The sequence below is a fragment of the Carnobacterium sp. 17-4 genome (assembly GCF_000195575.1).
Taxonomy (GTDB): Bacteria; Bacillota; Bacilli; order Lactobacillales; family Carnobacteriaceae; genus Carnobacterium_B.
The window spans coordinates 2349773-2370643 of record NC_015391.1 but is presented as its reverse complement, the minus strand read 5'-3'; the positions used below and the strand labels follow the sequence as shown (position 1 = coordinate 2370643).

Below are 20871 nucleotides of genomic sequence, written 5' to 3'. Positions count from 1 at the left end.
CTCGTATGAGAAGTAGATACATAAATTAATCAGCTACTTTCTACTCGATTGTGAATAGAATCTTTGGATTTTTTCAAACAAATAAATCTTTGTCGTATTCAAAACCGTTATCATCACTTAATTGCTTGTAAAATTCTCCACTTTTCTTAATTGTCCGTCTTTGAGTGGGTAAATCTAAAGAGACTAATCCATAGCGGTTTTTGTAAGAATTAATCCATGACCAACAATCAATAAATGCCCATAAATGATATCCTTTAATATTGCATCCATCATTAATGGCTTTCCATAAATATGCCAAGTGGTCTTTAATGAATTCAATACGGTAGGTATCTATTACTTGACCGCTTTCATTCATGAAACGTTCTTCATTAGCAACGCCCATTCCATTTTCAGAAATAAATGCTTCAATGTTTCCATAATTATTTTTAATATCCATACATAAATCATAAACACCTTTTTCATAAATCTCCCAGCCTCTATATTCATTCATCCGACGCCCAGGCATAATATAATTTTCAAAGAACCATTCTGGTAAAAATGGTCCTTCTTGGTTAATCGCTGTTAGACGTGCTTTTACTCGACGAGGTTCATAGTAATTTAGGCCTAGTATTTGTGAAGTATTTTCAGCAATAAATGTTAAATCTAATTCAGTAAAATCGTCAGGCATTTGGTCATACTCTTTTAATAAATTAACCAATTTTTTAGGGAAAGTTCCTTTGACCATTGGATCAAGAAAACTTCTTGTATAGAACAAGTCAGCAATTTCAGCAGCTTTTATATCAGCAGGATTTTGGCTCCTTGGAAATGTTGGACTTAGATTCAGAATAACACCAATTTTGCTAGATAAATTGTGTTTTTTGAAAGCTTCAATAGCTTTAGCATGTGCTAATATGGTAAAGAAAGCAGCTTGGGCGCCTCTTTTGAAATCAACAATATTTGGATAATGAAAATCTTCTAGATAGGATCCTAAAATAGGTCCAAGTGGTTCATTAAAAGTGAACCAGTGATAGACTAAGTCGCCAAATTCTTTAAAGCATGTATCAGCAAAATTTACATATGCATCAACAACTTCGCGAGATTCCCAACCCCCTATATCTTGTAATTTAGCGGGCATATCAAAATGATAAAGATTTGCAAAAACTTTGATACCCTTTTCATTCATTTCTTTAAATAAATCACTATAAAAAGCTATAGCTTTAGGATTTACTTTACCAATGCCGTCATCTGGAAACATTCTTGCCCATGAAATTGAGACGCGAAATGAATTATGTCCAGTTTGTTTCATTAACTGCACATCTTCCTTATATCGATGAATATGATCAGTAGTTGTCTCTGAACCAATTCCATTGTAAAAGCGATATGGTTGTTCTTTATACCATCTTTCCCAAACAGTTTCAGCTTTTCCAGTTTCTCCTCTACCTTCAGCCTGTTCAGCTGACCATGCAGAACCCCACCAAAAGTCTTGAGGGAAAGTTAATTTTTGTTTATTCATTCTTATACCTCCTTGTATAACAAATTCATAATAACACTACCTCAGTTAAAAATAAATACTTATTTATAAAAATATATATTTTTATTTAAAAACTATATTTTTAAGTGGAAATCAACAAGGGTTTTATGATAAAGTATACTAAGCACTATACTTATTAAAGAGGCTAGGAGATACGATATGAAAAAAATTCCAAAATATATGGAAGTATATTTAGATGTTAAAGAAAAAATTATGAATGGTTACTACCTTGTTGGAGAGAAACTTCCATCTGGAGGAGAATTGGCAGAAGAATATAAAACAAGCAAACTTACCATTAAAAAAGGTCTTGATTTGCTAGTTTCTGAAGGAGTTTTAAGAAGTAGAAGCGGTTTTGGAACTGAAGTTTTAAGAACGCCAATTGATAATTCAAAGGTTTTTGGACCGAATGAAGGACTGTTCAGCGTAGTAGGAGAAGAACATGTTGAATCTGAAATTCATAATTTTTCAATTGAGCTTCCAACTGAAAAAATAGCAGATATGCTGAAAATAAGTTCGAAAGATTATGTTTATAATATTATTAGAAGTCGTTTTATAGATCATCAGCCTTATTCAATTGAACAGACATTTATGCCATTGTCGATTATACCAGGTCTTGAGCCCAAACATTTGAAAAAATCTGTCTATTCTTATATTACTCAGGAACTTAATTTAGAAATTAAAGATTCTCATATATGGATAAAAGGTGACCTAGCAACGGAATTTGATATGCATATATTAGATATTGAAAAAGGTGAGTTTATGATTGAAGTAGATAAAGTAGTCTCACTTTCATCGGGTATTCCTTTTGAATATTCATTATCTAGACATATATATAAAGATTTTGTATTTGAAGCAGTATTTGTTGAAAATTAGAGAGTTTAAAGCAACCTTTTTCAGGTTGCTTTTTTTATTTTTTTAAAAGTATATAACTTTTGAAAAAAGTGTTTACTTTTACTTTTGGTTGTTGTAGTATGAAACCGTAATGAATAGTTATCGCTTACAAAAAACGAAGAGGAGAGTTTTTATGGATAAGACAAAAAGGGACATAATATTTGAAAAGTTCGGATTAATTGCAACAAAACTTGGAAATCAAATTCACTTACGTACTTTGCGTGATTCATTTGCGACCTTTATGCCATTTATGATGTTAGCTGGTTTCGTAACATTGATCAATTATGTTATTTTAGAACCTACAGGATTCATGGGTAAAATAATTAGTCCAGATACACTGACGAATATTCAGCAAATTGGTGTGTCAATTGCAAATGGAACATTAAGTATTACTACATTATTAATTGTTGCAGCAGTTTCTTATCATATGTGTATTAGCAGAGATTACACCAATCATATTGCAGCTGTACTCGTATCAATTTCAACATTCGTTGTGTTGACACCAATGAACATAATGTTTACACCAGAAAATGCTAACAAAGCTATCGAAGTTACAGGTATTATTCCAGTTTCTCATATAGGTGCTTCTGGAATGTTTGTCGGGATTTTTGTTGGGTTATTAGCAACTGAACTATTCATTAAATTGTCAAATAATGAAAAATTACAAATTAAATTATCAGGAAATATACCACCGGCAGTTTTAAAATCGTTTAATGTCTTAATTCCAATTATAATAACAGTTACCTCATTTGCAATTATTTCTTTTGCAGTTAATCAGTTATTTAATATGGATGTAAATGGATTAATTACAACTATTATTACTGGTCCCTTAAGTAAGATTACTACTGGATTACCAGGATTTTTATTGATTACTTCTATCGCCAACTTATTCTTTGGATTTGGTATCCATCAAGCAGTTATCTCAGGTCCTCTTCTTGATCCATTTTTGATTCAAAATATGCAAGAAAATATGGCTGCATATGCAAGTCATGAAGAAATACCACATATTATCAATATGGCATTCAAAGATACTTTTGCCGTTATGGGTGGATCAGGAAATACTATTGCATTATTAATTGCAATTTTTATTTTTAGTCGTCGTAAGGACTATAAAGATTTTGCTAAACTATCTGTTGCACCTGCAATTTTTAATATAAGTGAGCCAATTATCTTTGGTCTTCCAATTGTTTTTAATATAAGCTTAATTATTCCATTTGTATTAGCTCCTATATTCTCATTAACAATTGCTTATTTTGCTACAGCCGCGGGATTAATTAATCATGTTGTTGTTCAGATTCCGTGGACTACGCCACCAGTAATTTCTGGTTTTTTAGCAACTGGAGGAGACTGGCGTGCAGCGGTGTTACAAATACTAATTATTATAGCTAGTGTATTTATATATTTACCATTTTTGCGTGTTGATGAAAAAGTTACAGCAAGTATGTCTGGCAAATAGATTTCGAAAAAAATCAAAAAATATGTAATTGAAAAAAGTAATTGAATTTGAAAAAGTTGACTAGTATCAAAAAAACTCGACGAGTATGTCGAGTTTTTTTGATACTATATAGTAAATGTAAGTTCAAGTCGTTCTTAACTATAATTAGTATTGAATTTATTTTATACTTATTTTTGAGAAATTCGATAGGCGCTTACCCATGATACAGCTACTAATGCTGCGGAAATAGCTAGAAAAACCCATGAAAAAGTATACGTACCTGTGGAATCAGCAATTGATGCAGCGACTAAAGAGCCTACTGTCATCCCTAATTGAACGCCACTTTGTACATAACCATATGTCTTTGGAAAATCATCCGCTGAATAAATGGCAGAAGTAATTAAAGGAGGGGAAACAGACCCTATCGCATTACCTAAACCAAACAAAATAACAATAATAATCGCAAGAACGAAATTTTCAGCAAAAATCATTACAAGGTAAGTTAGAATCAAAAGTACACTAGCATCATAAATAGTACTTGCAACTGTACTATAACTGCAATAGAATAAATCAATCTAAAATTTCCAGTAACTAATTTCTTAGAAATAAACGGCGATAGGAAGATTCCAACACCTAATACAAGTGAATTGCTGATTGCGAATGGACTATTACTAATGCCAAACTCTTCTGTAACAGGTAATTGAAAAAGGTTCGCTACTGCTACCGAAGCTGGTCCGTCACTGCTAGTACGATAGCTGCGCCTAACACGATCCACCATCCATAAAATACTTTACTATTCTTTATTTTGTGTTACTGATTTCATTATATGAGTAAGAAATTAAATGAAAAATAAACTGATGTAAATTCAGAAATAGCATGAATTCGCATCAGTTTATTGTTTCTTTATCTTAAAAGATTAGTTTTAATAAGTGAGGGAAACTTTTGAAGAAGATCATTGAATAAATCATTTAAGCAGGCTTTCCTTCATCTGAATCTATAGATAGAAGAGGTGTTGTTCTATTTTGGAATTGATTGATGCGTTCATCTATAATTTGACCTCGCTCAACAATGAGAGCATCTTCTAAAATAATGTTAGGACGACCTTCAACTAAGTCATCAATATACTTATAGGTTTCCTTTGAGATAGCACTTGAAGAAGAGCGGTAAAAAATAGTAGGTGTATGGTCAACTGCATAATGAATAACGTCGTTAATTTCATAAGTTGGGTGTTCTAAAGTAGTAGGAATAGTCGTTTCAATGGCACCATGTTCATCACAACTGACATCAATCAATAATGTACCAGGTTTAAATCGTTTTAAATCAGTTTGGTAAATGAGGTGATCGGTACGGGAAGTATCCCATAATATCGCATTGACGATCACATCAAATTCGGTCATTTCTTTTTGGAAGAGTTTTTCTTGGTTCCGATTATACATTCTAACGTCTGCGCCTAACCCAATTAAAATTCGTTGTGCACCACGTGCTGTATTACCGCGTCCTAAAATAGCAACTTTTGTATCATAAGGCATAATCCCATTTAACTGGTAAGCATGCATAACAGAAGCTTCTCCGGCTAATTCATTATTGCGCCAGTAAGAATGGCGATTATCTTCATACATATCTTCCCAAGCATAAGCAGAAAGTTCATTAGCTATTAATATATCGGTCACTTCTTTGCTCTGAACAGCATGGACCCAGCCGAATAGTGTTTGTCCTGGATACAGATTGTTTATAAATGTAGCGTCGCCGATTTTAGGATCGCAGATAATATCTTGTTCCAAAGCAACGTTTCTTGGAACAACTTGGCAACCTAGTGCAGCATACTCAGTATCAGAGATATTTAAACCATTTCCATAGCCTTCCTCAAAAAATAAAGCTTCTCTGTGATTTATCCGTGTAATGTCTTTAGGTAATAAGGCAATCCGCTTCTCACCGGTTTTATGACTATTGACAAATCCAATCGTTTTTAATTTTTTGTGGTGCATGTTCGTAACCTCCTAGTTGATTATGTACAGAATAACTGGACACGTCACCCTATTATCGCACTAATTGCAATCGGTTACAAATTTTGATGAAATAAGAGGTTGAAACGGGATAGAATTCTGACTGGTTTGATACGCTATGTTTAGTATTTTAGTCAAACAAAAGTCCATAAACAAATCTTCAAAACCGCATCTTAATCGGTTACGAAGGTTCGTTTTGGTTAAGCTATCTTTTTTTTTGATGATTTCCTTCTCCTCAAATGCTATTTAAGTGTATCATCCCATAATCATGCTGATTCTATCATTTGAAAAGCTTTTCAAACAAAAAAACCTTGAAAAAACTAAGGATTTGCTCAGTTTCTTCAAGATTTCTATTTTAACGGACTAGTTAGTGTAGTTAATAGCTTGATCTTTTTCTAATTCGTAAACAAATAGGTCGTCGTTGTCTAAAGGTAAATCTTTCATAGACACGGCACATATTTGGCTGTTCTCATACGTTTTATAGTAATAAGTTTGCGTTTCAGTGCTTACACAAGAAGAATATTGAGTGATTTCATAAATTCCTTCTGGCGCCATAGCACCACCTCTTGGTTGTGCTACAAAATCTAAAATGTGGAAAAATTGAGAAACATTCGCATTTTCTGTTTTATCTGCAACAGAATTTAAACGAGCATATGCTGCACGAACAAATCTTGATGAAGAAGAAAGATCTCCTGGAAGACCAATGGCTCCCATTCCTCGACTGTAGACATCTAAATCAACCTTAGAACTTAAGCGGTTTTCTGGGATATTTGACGTAAGGTTTAAGTAATTGCTCATATTGTATTTATGATATGGGAAAGAAGGATTGTTAGCTAATACACCAAATTGATTGTCGTATACTTGTAATCCTTCAGAAGTTGATTCGACAACAATTGAACTGTCTTTATCTGAGATCAACCAATGTAATGGCGATAATTGTAACTTATCACTAAAAGAAATGTTGATCAGATTAATGTCTTTTAATAGCGTTTTAGCTTCTTGGACAGTAGCGCATTTGCCTAATAAGTAAGGGATAAATTCAAAAGGTGTAATATTCTTTTTGTCTTTTTGCTCGTCGTGATAGACTGCAAAACCGTCAAAGTTTAATCCGCCCATTCCAAGACCTTTTTCATTAACTGCATCAAAATATAAAGGGTAATTATCCACTACCATAGCCATACCAATTAACGAATAGTGTGAAGTGAGCTCTTCCTCTTTGCGTAGCTTAAACTTGTAGTTTCTTGGTGTAACAACAACTTTGTTATCTAAAGCATACTCCAAATCAAGATTTCTTCCAAAATAGAACGTGTCATTCGTGTAAGATAAACCTGTGCACATAAAATATCCCTCCTAATTTTTTTTGATACATGGTCATAGTACAATTAATTACTTTTTAATACAAAGATTAACTATTTCATTTTAAGTAAAAGTCAAAGAAGTTGCGTTCCATTTTTAATAACTAACCAAAGAACTCAGTTTTAATAAGCTCAATCTTTCTAACGGTATTGAAAACTGAGTCCTTAACATTTTATACGCTGGATAAGTCAGGTAAGAGAAAGTACATAAGAATATGGTTGATACCCGTGAAAATTAATTGGAAGGAAACAGTCCAGTAGAAAATGGCTACTGCTAATTGGGGGTCAAGTAAGGATTGAAACCCAAACCAAATCACTAGGATGTTTAGTGCAATAGCTAGCCATTTTACATTATGATTTAATTTGAAAACAGCGATAGTATTTACAACGGCTAAAACAATCATCATGATAACAACAAAGTAAATCATTAAAGCAGCTCCTCTGGCAGGGTTTCTTAAAAAAAAGACTACACCAAAGCCGCTAAATAAAATACCTTCTGCTATACGAAACAATTTGTATTTGAAGCCTTGTGTTAAAACAATTCCATCAATGATAATGACAACTCCGATAAGTGTAAGTGCAATTCCGATAATCATTAGAAATAAAGAGCCTTGGCGGATGGGATTTGACATAAACAGAAATCCTAAAAGCAACAAAAGAATACCTTGAACCAAAAATTTCATTCGTTCTTTTCTCATTTGTATTCCTCCTCTCTCTTGATACGGCGAGTTTATAATTGTACCTTAAAAAAGTCAATTGATTTGATTAAAGTGAAGATACCGAAATTATTTAGATAAAAGGATTTCGGTATAAGTAGCGAGATAGAATGATGGTGAAAAAAGATAACATTTATTATAATAAAGATAACACCTATCATAATATAAAATGGTTAAGTCTCGCATCGAGGAATAAAGTTTAGAAAATATTTGTTATATGTTTAGATAATTATGAGTAAAAGGGCTACATCAGGTTTATAAAAATAAAAGGCTGTTATAAAAAATAATAAGATTAGGGGGAGTAAAATGATGAACGAACGAGTTGTTGAAACTTTTATTGAGTTAGTTAAAATTGATTCTGAAGCTAAAGATGAAGGGAAGTTTCAAGCATTTCTTAAAGCAAGGTTTGAAAGTTTAGGGCTGGATGTCTATGAAGATGACACTATGGAACAAACAGGGTTAGGAGCAAATAACCTTTTGTTTACTCTAAAAGGTGGAAAAGATAAAGCACCCTTGTTTTTTTCAGCTCATGTAGATACTGTTGCGCCCGGTAAAGGAATAAACCCACAAATTCGAGGAGGCGTCATCTATTCTGATGGGACAACCATTCTAGCAGCAGATGATAAAGCAGGCATTGCAATCATGTTGGAATTAATTGAAGTGATTAGAGAAGAAGCTATTCCTCATGGAACGATTGAATTTGTCTTAACTCCAGGTGAAGAAATTGGGTTAGTGGGAGCTAATGCCTTTGATATGAAGAAGATGACGGCAAAATATGGTTTTGTACTGGACAACGGCGGTCCTGTAGGCAGCATCACAATGGATAGCCCAACTTTAATGGGATTAAAGGTTGAAGTCAAAGGGGTTACAGCACATGCTGGATTGGAGCCGGAAAAAGGTGTTTCAGCTATTGAAATTGCTGCAAAAGCCATTTCAGGTATGAAGTTAGGACGTTTAGATTCTGAGACAACCGCAAATATTGGGACAATTAACGGTGGAGTTGCGAGTAATATTGTAGCGGATAAGGTTGAAGTTGTTGCAGAAGCTCGTTCAATTTCTCAAGAGAAATGCCAAGAGCAAATCAATCACATGATTGAACAATTCGAAATTGCTAGTATCGATTTAGGTGGGGAAGTTAACTTTTCAACTGATACGAAGTCTGTTGGGTACCATTTCGAGAAAGAAGATGAATTAGTTAAACAAGCTGCACAAGCTATTTTAAAAGTGGGACGTTCTGTTGCTTACGATAGTAGTGGGGGTGGCAGTGATGCGAATGTTTTTAATGCTAATGGAAAAAAAGCTTTAAATTTGTCAATCGGATATGGAAAGATTCATACAACTCATGAATACTTGCCAATCAACGAATTAATGAAAGCAGTTGAATTATCCTGTGAATTAGTAAAACAAATTCATTAAGCTTACTCTTTAAAGAAAAGAGGCTAAAAAAGTGACTAAATTGATAAAACAGACACCTATTGTTGCAATGGCAATTGCTTTGATTGGGATTAGTATCAATATGTTTTTAGCACCCCATCATATTGCAGCAGGGGGGGTAAGCGGGATTGGCATTTTGGTTGAACAAGTTTTTGGAGTCGATCGAGCGGTTGTTGTATTGGTATTAAATGGTTTCATGTTGATTATTACCTTTTTCTTTTTAGGGCAACCTTATTTTATTCGGACAGTGATTGGTAGTATCCTGTTGCCAATCTCTCTGGCTGTAGTACCTGAGATAATGGTCACGTCGGATCAGTTATTGTCAGTAATTTTCGGAAGTGCGATTTTTGCTACGGGTGTGGCTATATTGTATAAAATCGGAGCCTCAAGCGGAGGAACCACCATTCCACCATTGATTTTTCAAAAGTATTTTGGCTTGAATACCTCTATTGGACTATTAGCAACAGATGCAGTTATTGTTATATTTAATTTAGTTGTTTTTGGTGTTGAAGAGTTTTTATTGGCGATTTTTTCATTAGTCATTACCTCAATCGTAATGACCTACATTGAAACGGGTTTGAAACGAAAAACAGCCGTTTTGATTATGAGTGAACAATCTATTGATGCCATTAAAGAAAAATTATTAAAGGACATTAGTCGCGGAATTACGGTGTTTTCTGTTTCAGGTGGGTATACAGGAAGAGAGAAGGACATGTTAATGATTGTTGCAAGCAGTCAAGAGTACTCAGCTGTGATAAAACTGGTTGATAAAATTGACAAAAATGCTTTTGTCATTGCCTATAATGTTTCGGAAGTTCATGGCTTAGGATTTACTTATTTACCAATGGGTTAAAAAGTAAAAAATAGGAGTGAGACAAATGAATGCAGTCTTAGCGTTTACAATTATTATGTTGGTATGGGCTATAAGTGATTTTATTTCTAAAAAAACAAAATCCTTAATTTCGTCATTATTAGTGGCGTCTCTAATTTTTTTGATTGGCTTTAAATCCAATCTATTGCCAAAAGATATCTTACCAAGCTCATCTTTATTAAGTCTAGGAACAACTGTAGTAGGATTCATTATTGTTCATATCGGTACAATGATCAGTATTGATGAATTAAAGCAACAGTGGAAGACGGTAGTAGTTGGAGTTTCAGCGATTCTTGGAATAGCTGTTTCTTTATTATTGATTGGCCCTTTATTTGAGAGTCGCAACTATGCTATTGCAGCTATTGGAGCTGTAAGTGGCGGAACGATTTCTATTATTATTGTTCAAGAAGCGGCATTGGCAGCAGGGTTGTTATCAGTGGCTGTTTTGCCAGTCTTAATTTCGGCTTTACAAGGCTTGATTGGTTTTCCTTTTACCTCTCTGATTTTGCGAAAAGAAGCGCGCCGTTTACAAGGAGAGTACCGAGCGGGTACCTTGAAAATGGTGAAAAAAAAAGAGGGCCATGCTGAAGAAAAAGGTAAATTGCCTGCTATGTTTGAAACAACAGCGGGGACATTGTTTATAGTAGGGGTAATTGTTTTAGTTTCAACATATATTGACAGTCTTACTAATGGAATTTTGAATACCTTTATTGTAGCCTTATTACTAGGGGTAGCGCTCAGAGCTATGGGGATTTTGAAACCAAATATTTTAAGTGGAATCGATGCGTATGGTCTAATGATGCTCGCTATTTTAATTATTATTTTTGGGCCTTTGGCAACGATTGAACCACAAGCTTTATTCGAGATGATTGTGCCAATCATCTTATCATTTCTAGTGGGAGTTGGGGGGAGTTTGCTATTCTCAGTGATTGTAGGTAAGTTGTTAGGCTACAGTCTCCTCATGTCTATGGCGGTTGGATTGACGCCTTTATACGGATTCCCAGGAACAATGATTTTAAGTCAAGAAGCTGCCAAGAGCGTCGGTGAAACGGAAGAAGAAGTTCAAGTCATAGAAGCGCAAATTCTACCAAAAATGATTATTGCTGGTTTTTCAACTGTAACAATCACCTCCGTTTTAATTACAAGTATTGTTGCAGGATGGATTGGCTAATGAAAATCAACAAAAAGTCATTTGTCTTTAATTAAAGATAGATGACTTTTTGTATGGAAAATAGTTTTGACTAGGTCGTTAATTAAGTTTATAAATTCAGTATATCTAAATAGGAGGGACTCAAATGATGGAGAATATTTCTTTAAAAAGCAAAGTGATTTTTATGTGTGGAGCAGCAGGTTCAGGGAAAACGACATATGCCAAAATTTTAGAACAGCAAGGATATAGTCGTCTATCTTTTGATGAAGAGTCCTTTAAGAGAGGTTATAGCGTACATCCATTACCAAAGGTCGTTTACGATGAAATCAAAAGTATTCTTGATAAAGAATTACATGAATTGATTGTTCAAAATAGGAATATCGTGTTAGATTATTCGTTTTGGTCACGTCAGATGCGTAACGAATATAAAGATAAACTTATTTCATTTGGAATTAAACCAAAAATTATTTTAATAGTTACTCCAAAAGAAATTGCGATACAAAGAATTAAAATTCGTAAAGGGAACCACCCAAATGATATTATTTTAGACGATCAAATGGCAAAACACTATTATGAACATTTTCAGAGGCCAACAGCTGATGAAGGCGATATTACAGTTGTCAAAGGATATTAAGTTTAAATACAAAAAGAGTGCTCAAATACTCTCTCATTTAGAAAAAGTAGTTGTACACTCTGGTTTACATATAAAGTTTAGCGTAAATTTGCGTAAGATGCGGAAATCCACAAATCAAAGTTTTCTTGTTCTTCGTATTGCATCACATCATACATTTCTGGACTAACGATTTGGAATTGTTTTTTGAAAGTATCCAAATCAATTTCTTCCATTTGTGTATCACGTTTAACACGACTAAAAACTTTTGCAAAGTCTTTGCTGCTATATCTGATATCTTTTCGTTTCAATTCTAAAGGCAAGCCTTTTTTCGTGATGCCCATCGCTTGTGTAGCATTAAAAGCTGCTTCTTTCACTGCAAAAACACGGTCATTCGACGCAAGTTTAGTTAAGATATATCTTGATTTTTGACAATCATAGTTTGCTAATTCAGTAACGGCTTCGAGTCTGATTTTCCAATTGTCTTTTGTATTTGCTTTAGTTTTTAATTCTTCAATATTAGCTGGTTCTGCTTGAATAATAGTCATAGTTTTGTTGCCTCTTTCTATTTCGTGTCTTAAAGTCCATACTATAGCGTTTGATAGGCTTTTACAAGCTTATTTCCATTAGAGGTACGATTTATTTATACAAATGGCGTTCAATCGACTCTCTTTTAGGTTCTAAAAAACTAGGTAAGGCTAATGGAATGTCATCAAAATTAGTGGTTCCATAATCTTCTTTTATAAGTGCACTTTCTTCTGTTGCAACTTCAAATAAGAGCTGGTTAGGTTCTCTAAAGTAGATAGAGGTGAAAAATTCTCTAAATTTCACGCCTGAATTTTTAAAGTTTCGCTCCACAACTTTTTGCTCAATGGTACTTAACTCTTCAGTATTTTTAACGGATAATGCAATATGATGCGCTGATCCAATGCCGGGCACTTCTAGCGCACTTCTTTTATCTTCGATAATATGAATTTCTTGATTAAATAAGGTGTTGTTTTTTGTGAGAACTAAGGTAGGGAAATCTCCTTGAGAAATAGTTTTAGTGTGTTCTAAGTTAAACATATGCTGCATATTTTTAGAAGTTGCAAGAGGATAGCGGACGCGCAAATGGACTGAATCGATTCCTAAAATAGCATTTTCTAAATCAATCTCATAAGTTTTTCTAGGGAAAAAATCGTTATTAACGTCTCTAACAGGTACTATTCCTAGTTGAACACCATCAAAATCTTCAAAGCGTAAAATCTTTGAATCATTGTATTCTTCAATTTCACAATTAAATATACCGAATTCGTTCAAACGGCTTTCCCAAAAATAAAGAGCTGCCTCATTCGTAACGGCAAATATAGTTCTCTCAATAGCATTCGTGCCAAACGTTCTGTCTACACCATCTTTTATCTGAAAAATAGTGAATTCAGTTCCTGGTCTTCCCTTAGTATCACCAAAAAACAAATGGTACATTTCTACATCATCTTGGTTAACTGTTTTTAATATTAAATCTAAACCCAATAGGTTATGATAAAACTGGAATGATTGTTCAATGTTCCGATTAATGACGGAAACATGATGTATAATAGACTTATTCAACATAAATTGTGACACATCCTTTTAAATTATTGGAGGTACTTCCTTATGGATTATATTAACATACCAGGTTCTACAAATGAATTTTATGTTTTATTTCACGGCACAGGCGGCAATGAATACAGTCTTTTATCTGTCATTGGTGATATTGATCCGAATGCATCTATTATCAGTTTTTTAGGCGATGTAGAGTCTGGTTCGGATAGAAGATTTTTTGCACCTTTGAAAAATGGCAAACTGCAACATGATGATTTCAATGAAAAAGTTAATCAGTTTCTTAGGTTATGGGACTCGATTAAACCAACTGATTCTAAAGTCACTTTTGTAGGTTATTCAAATGGAGCAAACTTTCTGCTAGGACTGCTAGAAAAACGTCAAGATATCGCTGATAAAATCGTGTTGCTCCATCCTTCAAATTTAGGTTATACATTTGAATCAGTTTCAAAGAGCACTATCTTTATCACTAGTGGAGCGACAGATAGTTTATCTCTTCCAAGTGAATCGCTTCAGTTGTCTAAACAGTTGGGAAATCATTTTCCCGCAACAAAACTTGTGTTATTGGATAGCGGTCATGAAGTATCTAATGAAGAAGTTGCTAAGATAGCAGTTTTTTTAAGGGAATAATGTTGATACTAAAATTACCGTATTACTTCCAGTTTTGGGATGGAACATTGGTCAAGGAATGAATCTGATTGAAGGGCTTCAGTCTGGTATTTACGGGATTATCCTTGTGATAATATTTTATGTTTTGATGAGTCCGATAGTGATTGTTGATCAAAAACTCCTTAAGAATGATGGAGTAGCAGCATTATCGATGAACTCCGTAGCGGGAGTATCCGCATCGTTTCCAGCAATTATTGCTCAAGCAAATCCTGGACTGGAATCTTACGTGGATAGTGCAACCACTCAAATCGTTACGTTAGCCATTATCACGATTTTAGTTACACTCATATTGGTCCGTAAATTATACGGAAAAACGCATTCAGGTAGTAGCAACGTCTCAAGAATTTTATCCAGAGGACTATGATTTAGACAGTTTATTTACCGATTATCACACAAAAAAATAAGCATAAAACCTCCCAACACTTTTGTTGGGAGGTTTTATGTTTATCCTTCTTTCGTATAAGCTAACGTCTTATTTAATAAGAATGGCGTGTAAAATGCAACGGTATCACTTAAAGGTAAAACGTCATCCGATAAGTCTATTTGGATAACATGTTTGATGTAATTTCTTCTTTCTTCGATTCGTTTCCACACATCAGGATACTGGTGTTTTAATTCGTCTTGTAACGCTTTGTCAGCAATGGCTACGGGTTCTTCACAGCTTGCTCCTGAATAGCCAGGAACACTTGGAATGATGTCTACTTGGAACAGTTGACCGCTCTTCACTACAGCTGTAGAACCTTTAAAGAATGGTGATGACATCCATTCATCGTCTCCTGTGTAATGTCCTGGATTTAACGTCCATCCGTAAATGTTAGCAGGGAAGACTTCCTCTATCCTGTCATAAAATGAATCTCCAACCGTTCCTACACTAATAGTTTCCAACCAAGTAGCGTATGCAGTAAAGTATGGGATGCCCACTTTTTCTAAATAGTCGAGTTGGTTTTCTGGCAGATCTTCTTTGGAAGCTGCTACGAAGCCAGCACGACTACTTAAACCACCTTTATACCCGACTGTCATAGAATAGTTATCGCCTAACAAGGCTTCGTTGTCTCTTGGATAAAGAGTAGCATTGGTAAAACGTTTGCCAGCAGCACTAATCGTTGTTACGGTATTCGGTTGGCCATCTTGAGCGAGTAAAGCCCCAATTTCTTTTTCAGTTTTGCCAACTTCCACAGCTTGGATCGCTGCGAACATACCTTTTCCAGCTAGGGTTGCTCCATATTCAAAATGAGCGATTTCGTTGGCGTTATGAGTCGTACGCAATCCGCCTTCTGGAGAGATGAGAGCTGAAGCAAAGTTTTTTAATTGCTTACGGTCTGCAACATAATTGATTAAACTGTCTACGATATAGAAAGGCAAGTCGAATAAGTCACTATTGTCGTATTGGCTAGATGTAAACAATTTCCATCCAATAACACCGATTGTAGCATCGGGAAAAATTTGACTTTCTTTAAAATGATCTGCTAGTGTTTTTTCTCCATTCATCGGTTGGTTCGGTAAAGAGAAGTAAGGCACGTGAACCGCATGTGCAGGAATGCGAGAGTGAGCCGCTAGTTTTAGGTTTTCATTTCCTAGTAACAAATAGCTTTCTCCGTTTGCATGGATAACTAAACAAGCTTCTTCAAAACGTGGAATAAACCCTGTGAAATATTCAAAATTTGCGCCATGTTCACGGTCTGCGTAAATAATTGCGGTATCGATCGCCTGTTGTTTCATTTTTGCTAAAAAATTTTCCTTTCGAGCAATCATTGTTTCATCTGTTAAATAAACCGATTTAAGTTTTGTATGGATAGTTGGTAGGGTTACTTTATTTAAATTAATAGTCATATTTATTCTCCTCCTCATTAATAGATACAATAGTTGTCAACGATTTTAATTCTTTAAAACTGGGTTGATGGCTATCTAAATCGGTCACAATCAGATCAACCTCTTCAACATCACCGATTTTATGAAGGTAAGAGAGGCCAAATTTTTTATGATCTGCCACCAAAATAGTTTTCTTCGACTGGTTCATAATGGCTCTTTTTGTAAAAGCATCTTCCTCATTCGGTAGAGTGATTCCAGAGTCGGCACTGACTCCTTCAGCTCCTATAAAAGCCACATCAAAGTTGAAATTTCTAACAAAATCAGCCGTCTCTAATCCTAAAAAGCCTTTAGATAATTCGCGGTACTTCCCAGGAACACTGTGCAAATGAATTCCTTCATACTTGGATAAAGAATTGAGAACTAATAAGGAGTTGGTATAAAACTGGCATCCTTCAATAGTAAATATTTCTCTTGCCACAGCCAGAGCAGTAGTTCCTGTCTCAATAAAAACAGCACTGCCGGGTTTGACTAAGCTTCTACAAAACTTACCAATTTGTTTTTTTTCTTGAACACTAACTTCTTCTTTAATAGAGATGGTATTTTCTAAAGCATTTTCTCCTCGGTAAACAGCCCCGCCATGAACAAGTTGGATATCCCCCCATGTGGAAATCTCTTTAAGATCACGATTGATTGTCATCATGGAGACACTTAATTCAGCAGCAAGTTCATTTGATGACACTTCTCCATTGACTTTCAGCAAATCAAAAATCAGTTCTTGTCTTTTAAATTGGTTCAATAAAACACCACCTAATAATTTTCTCTCTTCTATCTTAACATTTTAAATGATTAAAACAACAAGAAATAACAAAATATAATTTTTGTGTCGTTTTGCGTTGTTTTTTTGTGAAATACTTTGATAGATCACTTTACAAATTATACCGTAGAGAGTATGTTGAGTGCGGAGCTTATGCTCTTTAATAACGGTTAGACCAGAAAAGGTGGAATATTGATGTATCAATCAATCACTATGCCAGAATTTGAACAAAAATGGAAAAGAGAACAAATTGCGTTAGTAGATGTTCGAGAACTTGATGAATGGCAAAATAAGCATATAGAAAAAGCTATTTATGTACCTTTAAGTGATCTTACGAGGTCTAAAGAAAAACTGGATAAAGAACAAGAATATTACGTAATGTGTCATTCTGGAGCATGCTCTGCAAAAGCTTGCCAATTGTTAGCAACAGAAGGATACAAAATAACGAATGTATTAGGTGGTATTTCTGCTTGGAGAGGAGAGGTAACAGAATAATATAAAATGTAAAAATTATAAATCATTAAAACGTTTAGAGGTCCAATGCTCTCACAGCAATGGACCTCTAAACGTTTTAAGCATATATATAAAGACGCTAGAAGAAATTTTTCATGAAATAAGAGTTCTAATTGACTTTAAAATGTAAAGCTTTTTATCACATATAGTAATGGTACGGTACCTTAATTGTTGTAATTGAAATAATAATCGATTAAACTAAGAAATATAATGAATGTAATAAAATAGAATAAATTTATTTCATAGTCATTATTTAAAACACTAAACTAAGGTGAAAAAATTCTTACTGCTAATCCCATTACCTTTCTGGTGTCGTTTCTGATCATACATATATATTCTACAGTCCACTTTACTTTTCTTAGATTACTTAGATCAACTGAATGATTACATGTTGACAGGTTTATTTTCCAAATATCTAATGTTGCTTAAATTAGATATCTAATCAAATTGGTATAATGAATAGCAAGAAAACACAATAACGTTACTAATTATTGATGACTAGATAAGTATAAGGATTTTCTGAAATGGAGGAGATACCATGAAAGAATTAAGTAGGGAAGAGCTGCTTATGCAGGTAGACTCTTTAAATAGATTGAATAAAGAATTATTGCATACGATTCAAGAATCGGAACATCTAGAGTATGGATGGACAGGCAATTTAGGACAATGGTTTTGGGATTGCACTACTAACGAAGTTGAGTTCAATTCTTTAAAAACAGAAGCTATTGGGTATCGAGAAGAGGATTTGCCTGAAAAAGTTCCTTATCAATTTTTTACAGATAAAATTCATCCTGAAGACAAAGAAGAAGTCATGAGAACAATGAAAGAACATATGCTAAATGATATACCTATGTGGGAAGTTAAATACCGTATCCAAGCCAAAGATGGTTCTTGGAGGGTTTATCAAGACAGAGGAAGGGTAACGGAGCGAGATAAAAACGGAGCGCCACTTTTTATTAAAGGGATCGTATTTGATGTAACTAAAGAAGAACAAGAACGTGAACAACTAACAGTTAAAAATAAAAATTTAGTAACTCAAATAAAGGTAGATACACTTACAAATCTACACACAAGATCATCTATTATAGTAGAATTAGCTAAGTGTGCAAATAAAGCCAAAGAAAAAAATTATCCGCTATCTGTTATTTTCATAAATATTGATAAATATTCTAAATACGAAGAAGAATTTGGACTATTATTAAGCGAGGAAATATTAAAAACAACAGGTCAGTTGATTCAATCTGTGGTTCAAGAGAGATATGTTGCCGGCAGATATAGAGAATCTGTCTTTTTAATCCTGTTGGAGAATGCTCTTAAAGATGAAGCTTATAAAATTGCGGAGACAGTCAGGAGAACCGTTTTAGAGACATTCTTTGTAATACCTAATCAGGTAAGTGTCAGCGGAGGAATTACGGTTTATGATCCGAGTGAAACAATTAGTGAAATGGTTCAAAAGGTATCTGAGAAATTAGAAGTGGCAAAAAAAAATGGTGGAAATCAGATTATTCTATAGAATAAAGGCTAGTAAGTAAAAGAATTCTCTGCATGAAAGAGAGCTCCTTATTTACTAGCCTTTTTAATGATAAATTTAGTATTAATGATGTTGATCAAACTTAACTAGTCTTTTTCTTTTTTTGGATAGAAAGAGTGGGGCAGACTCCAATTGAAGTAAAGGGACATCACTCTTAAAACAACAATCGAAATGAAGAGTATGATCGTTACATATGGACCACTAACCCAATTTAATCCAATAATCAATCCAGCGATTGCAGCCCATAGAGCATATACATCTGAATGGAAAATCATAGGTTTACGTCCGGCAAACATATCTCTTAATAACCCTCCGCCTGCACCAGTGATAACAGCAGCAAGAACGACTGCAACTGCTGGAACTTCAGTGGAAACAGCATAATTTGCACCTTGAATAGCAAACGCTGCTAAACCAATGGCATCAAAAAATTCGATGCTATTTATTTTCCAAAGAATATTCCAAATATTTGGAAAGAGCAATACTAAGGTAATCGCTAAAAAAGCAAACTTAAATAAAGTACTTTGCATCCAAATATTTTGGACAGGAATACCAATGACTAAATTACGGATGAGTCCTCCTCCAAATGCTGTTGTAAAGCCTAAAATATAAACTCCAAGGATATCATAGTTTACTTTGATTGCGATAAATGCACCACTTATTGCAAAGGCAATTGTACCAATAATATTTAGAATTTCCCATGTCATTCCTGTCATTTCAATTACCTCTATTCTATTTTACTTTTTATAAGAGCATAGCATAAATAAAAGATTATAGAAAAAATAAGCGATTTTATTAGGGGAGATAGGAATTATGGTTGTTTAGTGGTAACAAAGAGAGCTCTAATGTCAGAAAACTACTCATTCATTAAAAAAATAAAAAAATTTTTTAATGAATGAGTAGTTTAGTATATTAAATGTATAGACTTTTGCATGTAGTAATGCTAATTTAGTTTACAGAAGGTAATAAAGAGGTTGAATTTCCTTATGCGCTTGTATTACTCAATACTTAAAAAAATTAAATGATATTTAATAGCGAACAAAATGAAAACGGTGTTATTTTGAATGATGGGGAGTGACTAGATGAGTATTGTGGTATTTGATATCGGCGGATCAGCAGTAAAATTTGGATTGTGGGAAAATGAAGGGTTAAGCAATAAAGGTTCATTTTATACACCAAAAAATTGGGATGATATGAAAGAAGAAATGATGAATGTTTATCATAATTTTACGAAAAATCATTCAGTGAAGGGTGTGGCTATCAGTGCTCCAGGTGCTGTTGATGCACAAGAAGGAACCATCAGTGGAATCAGTGCGGTTCCTTATCTCCATTTTTTCTCAATAAAAAAAGAATGGGAAAACCTATTTGGAGTGCCAGTTTCGATGGAAAATGATGCCAACTGTGCGGCATTAGCAGAAGTGTGGCATGGCGCTGCAAAAAATATCCAACACTCTTTGTTCCTGATCATTGGTTCTGGTATTGGTGGATCCGTTGTTATTGATCGTAAGTTATTTAAAGGGAAAGACCTTTTTGGAGGAGAATTTGGTTATATGTTGTTAGATGGTGAACATACGTTAAGTGAAATGGGAAGTCCGGTTCATACTGCAGAACGCTATGGAAAAGAAATGGGATTAGATACAGTTGTGGATGGAAAGTATCTTTTTAAAGAAGCGGATAGAGGAGAACCACTGGCTGTTAAATATGTGGACGGTCTTATTGATGCTTTGGCGCGTGGAATTTATAATCTTTCTATTAGTTTTAATCCTGATATGGTTGTTATTGGCGGGGGCATATCTGTCAGAGAAGACCTTATACAACGTTTACATGAACGGACTTCTTTTTATTTAGAACGTCAGAGGGCATATGATATAAAATTAAACATTCAAGTTTGTGAATTTCATAATGATGCTAACTTGATTGGCGCTGTGGCTCATTTTGAACAAACGGTGTATGATAAAAATAATGTAGCGAATTAAAATTTCCTT

General features: G+C 34.2%; 22 protein-coding genes. 11 read left to right on the top strand and 11 right to left on the bottom strand.

Features of this window, described 5'->3' with window-relative positions; all coding sequences use genetic code 11:
• Nucleotides 1–73 precede the first annotated feature (73 nt).
• On the bottom strand, nt 74–1492 hold the full coding sequence (locus CAR_RS11240) for a glycoside hydrolase family 1 protein (protein WP_013711859.1): 1419 nt from the start codon (nt 1490–1492) through the stop codon (nt 74–76).
• A 177-nt stretch (nt 1493–1669) separates the two neighbouring features.
• Here CAR_RS11240 and CAR_RS11235 point away from each other — a divergent pair, with 177 nt between their 5' ends.
• On the top strand, nt 1670–2383 hold the full coding sequence (locus tag CAR_RS11235) for a GntR family transcriptional regulator (RefSeq protein WP_013711858.1): 714 nt from the start codon (nt 1670–1672) through the stop codon (nt 2381–2383).
• Nucleotides 2384–2534: 151 nt separating this feature from the next.
• Nucleotides 2535–3857: a PTS sugar transporter subunit IIC gene (locus CAR_RS11230; protein ID WP_013711857.1), complete on the top strand. Its 1323-nt coding sequence runs from the start codon at nt 2535–2537 to the stop codon at nt 3855–3857.
• 167 nt (nt 3858–4024) lie between these two features.
• Here CAR_RS11230 and CAR_RS11225 read toward each other — a convergent pair whose 3' ends face one another.
• The 5 genes from CAR_RS11225 to CAR_RS11205 form a co-directional block, all read right to left on the bottom strand.
• Nucleotides 4025–4348, bottom strand: coding sequence for an MFS transporter (locus CAR_RS11225; RefSeq protein WP_041556656.1), 324 nt, complete (start codon nt 4346–4348; stop codon nt 4025–4027).
• Complete coding sequence (locus tag CAR_RS11220) at nt 4345–4614, bottom strand: hypothetical protein (protein ID WP_013711855.1); 270 nt, start codon at nt 4612–4614, stop codon at nt 4345–4347. Before CAR_RS11220 ends, CAR_RS11225 begins: the two co-directional genes overlap by 4 nt.
• A gap of 190 nt (nt 4615–4804) precedes the next feature.
• Entirely contained in the window at nt 4805–5821 is a 1017-nt protein-coding gene (locus CAR_RS11215; protein ID WP_013711854.1) for a N(5)-(carboxyethyl)ornithine synthase, read from the bottom strand.
• Nucleotides 5822–6202: 381 nt separating this feature from the next.
• Nucleotides 6203–7177: a choloylglycine hydrolase gene (bsh, locus tag CAR_RS11210; RefSeq protein WP_041556654.1), complete on the bottom strand. Its 975-nt coding sequence runs from the start codon at nt 7175–7177 to the stop codon at nt 6203–6205.
• 190 nt (nt 7178–7367) lie between these two features.
• Nucleotides 7368–7892 carry a DUF308 domain-containing protein gene (locus tag CAR_RS11205; protein ID WP_013711852.1) on the bottom strand — a complete coding sequence of 175 codons (525 nt, stop codon included), beginning with the start codon at nt 7890–7892 and terminating at the stop codon, nt 7368–7370.
• A 324-nt stretch (nt 7893–8216) separates the two neighbouring features.
• On the opposite strand from CAR_RS11205, the gene CAR_RS11200 reads away from it, so the two are divergent.
• The 4 genes from CAR_RS11200 to CAR_RS11185 all read left to right on the top strand — a co-directional run bounded on the left by CAR_RS11200 (nt 8217) and on the right by CAR_RS11185 (nt 11999).
• Nucleotides 8217–9326 carry a M20/M25/M40 family metallo-hydrolase gene (locus CAR_RS11200; RefSeq protein WP_013711851.1) on the top strand — a complete coding sequence of 370 codons (1110 nt, stop codon included), beginning with the start codon at nt 8217–8219 and terminating at the stop codon, nt 9324–9326.
• Nucleotides 9327–9393: 67 nt separating this feature from the next.
• Nucleotides 9394–10197, top strand: coding sequence for a YitT family protein (locus CAR_RS11195; protein ID WP_052303169.1), 804 nt, complete (start codon nt 9394–9396; stop codon nt 10195–10197).
• Nucleotides 10198–10222: 25 nt separating this feature from the next.
• Entirely contained in the window at nt 10223–11386 is a 1164-nt protein-coding gene (locus CAR_RS11190) for a hypothetical protein (RefSeq protein WP_013711849.1), read from the top strand.
• A 124-nt stretch (nt 11387–11510) separates the two neighbouring features.
• Entirely contained in the window at nt 11511–11999 is a 489-nt protein-coding gene (locus tag CAR_RS11185; protein ID WP_013711848.1) for an AAA family ATPase, read from the top strand.
• 77 nt (nt 12000–12076) lie between these two features.
• Here the strand turns inward: CAR_RS11185 and CAR_RS11180 are convergent, their stop codons facing one another.
• On the bottom strand, nt 12077–12523 hold the full coding sequence (locus tag CAR_RS11180) for a hypothetical protein (protein WP_013711847.1): 447 nt from the start codon (nt 12521–12523) through the stop codon (nt 12077–12079).
• Between the two features lie 91 nt (nt 12524–12614).
• Nucleotides 12615–13565, bottom strand: coding sequence for a VOC family protein (locus tag CAR_RS11175; protein WP_041556651.1), 951 nt, complete (start codon nt 13563–13565; stop codon nt 12615–12617).
• 42 nt (nt 13566–13607) lie between these two features.
• Between CAR_RS11175 and CAR_RS11170 the strand changes: the two genes are divergently transcribed.
• Entirely contained in the window at nt 13608–14183 is a 576-nt protein-coding gene (locus CAR_RS11170; protein ID WP_013711845.1) for an alpha/beta hydrolase, read from the top strand.
• Nucleotides 14184–14196: 13 nt separating this feature from the next.
• Nucleotides 14197–14586 carry a 2-keto-3-deoxygluconate permease gene (locus CAR_RS11165; protein WP_083806898.1) on the top strand — a complete coding sequence of 130 codons (390 nt, stop codon included), beginning with the start codon at nt 14197–14199 and terminating at the stop codon, nt 14584–14586.
• 80 nt (nt 14587–14666) lie between these two features.
• Here CAR_RS11165 and CAR_RS11160 read toward each other — a convergent pair whose 3' ends face one another.
• The gene (locus tag CAR_RS11160; protein ID WP_013711843.1) at nt 14667–16052 is read right to left on the bottom strand and encodes a M24 family metallopeptidase; all 1386 of its coding nucleotides are present in this window, start codon (nt 16050–16052) and stop codon (nt 14667–14669) included.
• Nucleotides 16042–16827: a DeoR/GlpR family DNA-binding transcription regulator gene (locus tag CAR_RS11155; RefSeq protein ID WP_013711842.1), complete on the bottom strand. Its 786-nt coding sequence runs from the start codon at nt 16825–16827 to the stop codon at nt 16042–16044. The genes CAR_RS11160 and CAR_RS11155 overlap by 11 nt, the downstream gene beginning before the upstream one ends.
• A gap of 213 nt (nt 16828–17040) precedes the next feature.
• On the opposite strand from CAR_RS11155, the gene CAR_RS11150 reads away from it, so the two are divergent.
• Together CAR_RS11150 and CAR_RS11145 are read left to right on the top strand one after the other, a co-directional pair.
• Nucleotides 17041–17340, top strand: coding sequence for a rhodanese-like domain-containing protein (locus tag CAR_RS11150; protein WP_013711841.1), 300 nt, complete (start codon nt 17041–17043; stop codon nt 17338–17340).
• 556 nt (nt 17341–17896) lie between these two features.
• Entirely contained in the window at nt 17897–18871 is a 975-nt protein-coding gene (locus CAR_RS11145) for a sensor domain-containing diguanylate cyclase (RefSeq protein WP_013711840.1), read from the top strand.
• Between the two features lie 104 nt (nt 18872–18975).
• Here CAR_RS11145 and CAR_RS11140 read toward each other — a convergent pair whose 3' ends face one another.
• Entirely contained in the window at nt 18976–19602 is a 627-nt protein-coding gene (locus CAR_RS11140; protein WP_013711839.1) for a trimeric intracellular cation channel family protein, read from the bottom strand.
• 366 nt (nt 19603–19968) lie between these two features.
• Between CAR_RS11140 and CAR_RS11135 the strand changes: the two genes are divergently transcribed.
• A complete protein-coding gene (locus tag CAR_RS11135) occupies nt 19969–20862 on the top strand; it encodes an ROK family protein (protein WP_013711838.1) in 894 nt (297 codons plus the stop codon).
• Nucleotides 20863–20871: the final 9 nt, after the last annotated feature.

Excerpts from the sequence above, each read along its gene's own strand:
- CAR_RS11240 (WP_013711859.1), bottom strand. The coding sequence starts at position 1,492 with ATGAATAAACAAAAATTAACTTTCCCTCAAGACTTTTGGTGGGGTTCT.
- CAR_RS11235 (WP_013711858.1), top strand. The coding sequence starts at position 1,670 with ATGAAAAAAATTCCAAAATATATGGAAGTATATTTAGATGTTAAAGAA.
- CAR_RS11230 (WP_013711857.1), top strand. The coding sequence starts at position 2,535 with ATGGATAAGACAAAAAGGGACATAATATTTGAAAAGTTCGGATTAATT.
- CAR_RS11220 (WP_013711855.1), bottom strand. The coding sequence starts at position 4,614 with ATGGTGGATCGTGTTAGGCGCAGCTATCGTACTAGCAGTGACGGACCA.
- CAR_RS11215 (WP_013711854.1), bottom strand. The coding sequence starts at position 5,821 with ATGCACCACAAAAAATTAAAAACGATTGGATTTGTCAATAGTCATAAA.
- bsh (WP_041556654.1), bottom strand. The coding sequence starts at position 7,177 with ATGTGCACAGGTTTATCTTACACGAATGACACGTTCTATTTTGGAAGA.
- CAR_RS11205 (WP_013711852.1), bottom strand. The coding sequence starts at position 7,892 with ATGAGAAAAGAACGAATGAAATTTTTGGTTCAAGGTATTCTTTTGTTG.
- CAR_RS11200 (WP_013711851.1), top strand. The coding sequence starts at position 8,217 with ATGATGAACGAACGAGTTGTTGAAACTTTTATTGAGTTAGTTAAAATT.
- CAR_RS11195 (WP_052303169.1), top strand. The coding sequence starts at position 9,394 with ATGGCAATTGCTTTGATTGGGATTAGTATCAATATGTTTTTAGCACCC.
- CAR_RS11190 (WP_013711849.1), top strand. The coding sequence starts at position 10,223 with ATGAATGCAGTCTTAGCGTTTACAATTATTATGTTGGTATGGGCTATA.
- CAR_RS11185 (WP_013711848.1), top strand. The coding sequence starts at position 11,511 with ATGATGGAGAATATTTCTTTAAAAAGCAAAGTGATTTTTATGTGTGGA.
- CAR_RS11180 (WP_013711847.1), bottom strand. The coding sequence starts at position 12,523 with ATGACTATTATTCAAGCAGAACCAGCTAATATTGAAGAATTAAAAACT.
- CAR_RS11175 (WP_041556651.1), bottom strand. The coding sequence starts at position 13,565 with ATGTTGAATAAGTCTATTATACATCATGTTTCCGTCATTAATCGGAAC.
- CAR_RS11170 (WP_013711845.1), top strand. The coding sequence starts at position 13,608 with ATGGATTATATTAACATACCAGGTTCTACAAATGAATTTTATGTTTTA.
- CAR_RS11160 (WP_013711843.1), bottom strand. The coding sequence starts at position 16,052 with ATGACTATTAATTTAAATAAAGTAACCCTACCAACTATCCATACAAAA.
- CAR_RS11150 (WP_013711841.1), top strand. The coding sequence starts at position 17,041 with ATGTATCAATCAATCACTATGCCAGAATTTGAACAAAAATGGAAAAGA.
- CAR_RS11145 (WP_013711840.1), top strand. The coding sequence starts at position 17,897 with ATGAAAGAATTAAGTAGGGAAGAGCTGCTTATGCAGGTAGACTCTTTA.
- CAR_RS11140 (WP_013711839.1), bottom strand. The coding sequence starts at position 19,602 with ATGACAGGAATGACATGGGAAATTCTAAATATTATTGGTACAATTGCC.
- CAR_RS11135 (WP_013711838.1), top strand. The coding sequence starts at position 19,969 with ATGAGTATTGTGGTATTTGATATCGGCGGATCAGCAGTAAAATTTGGA.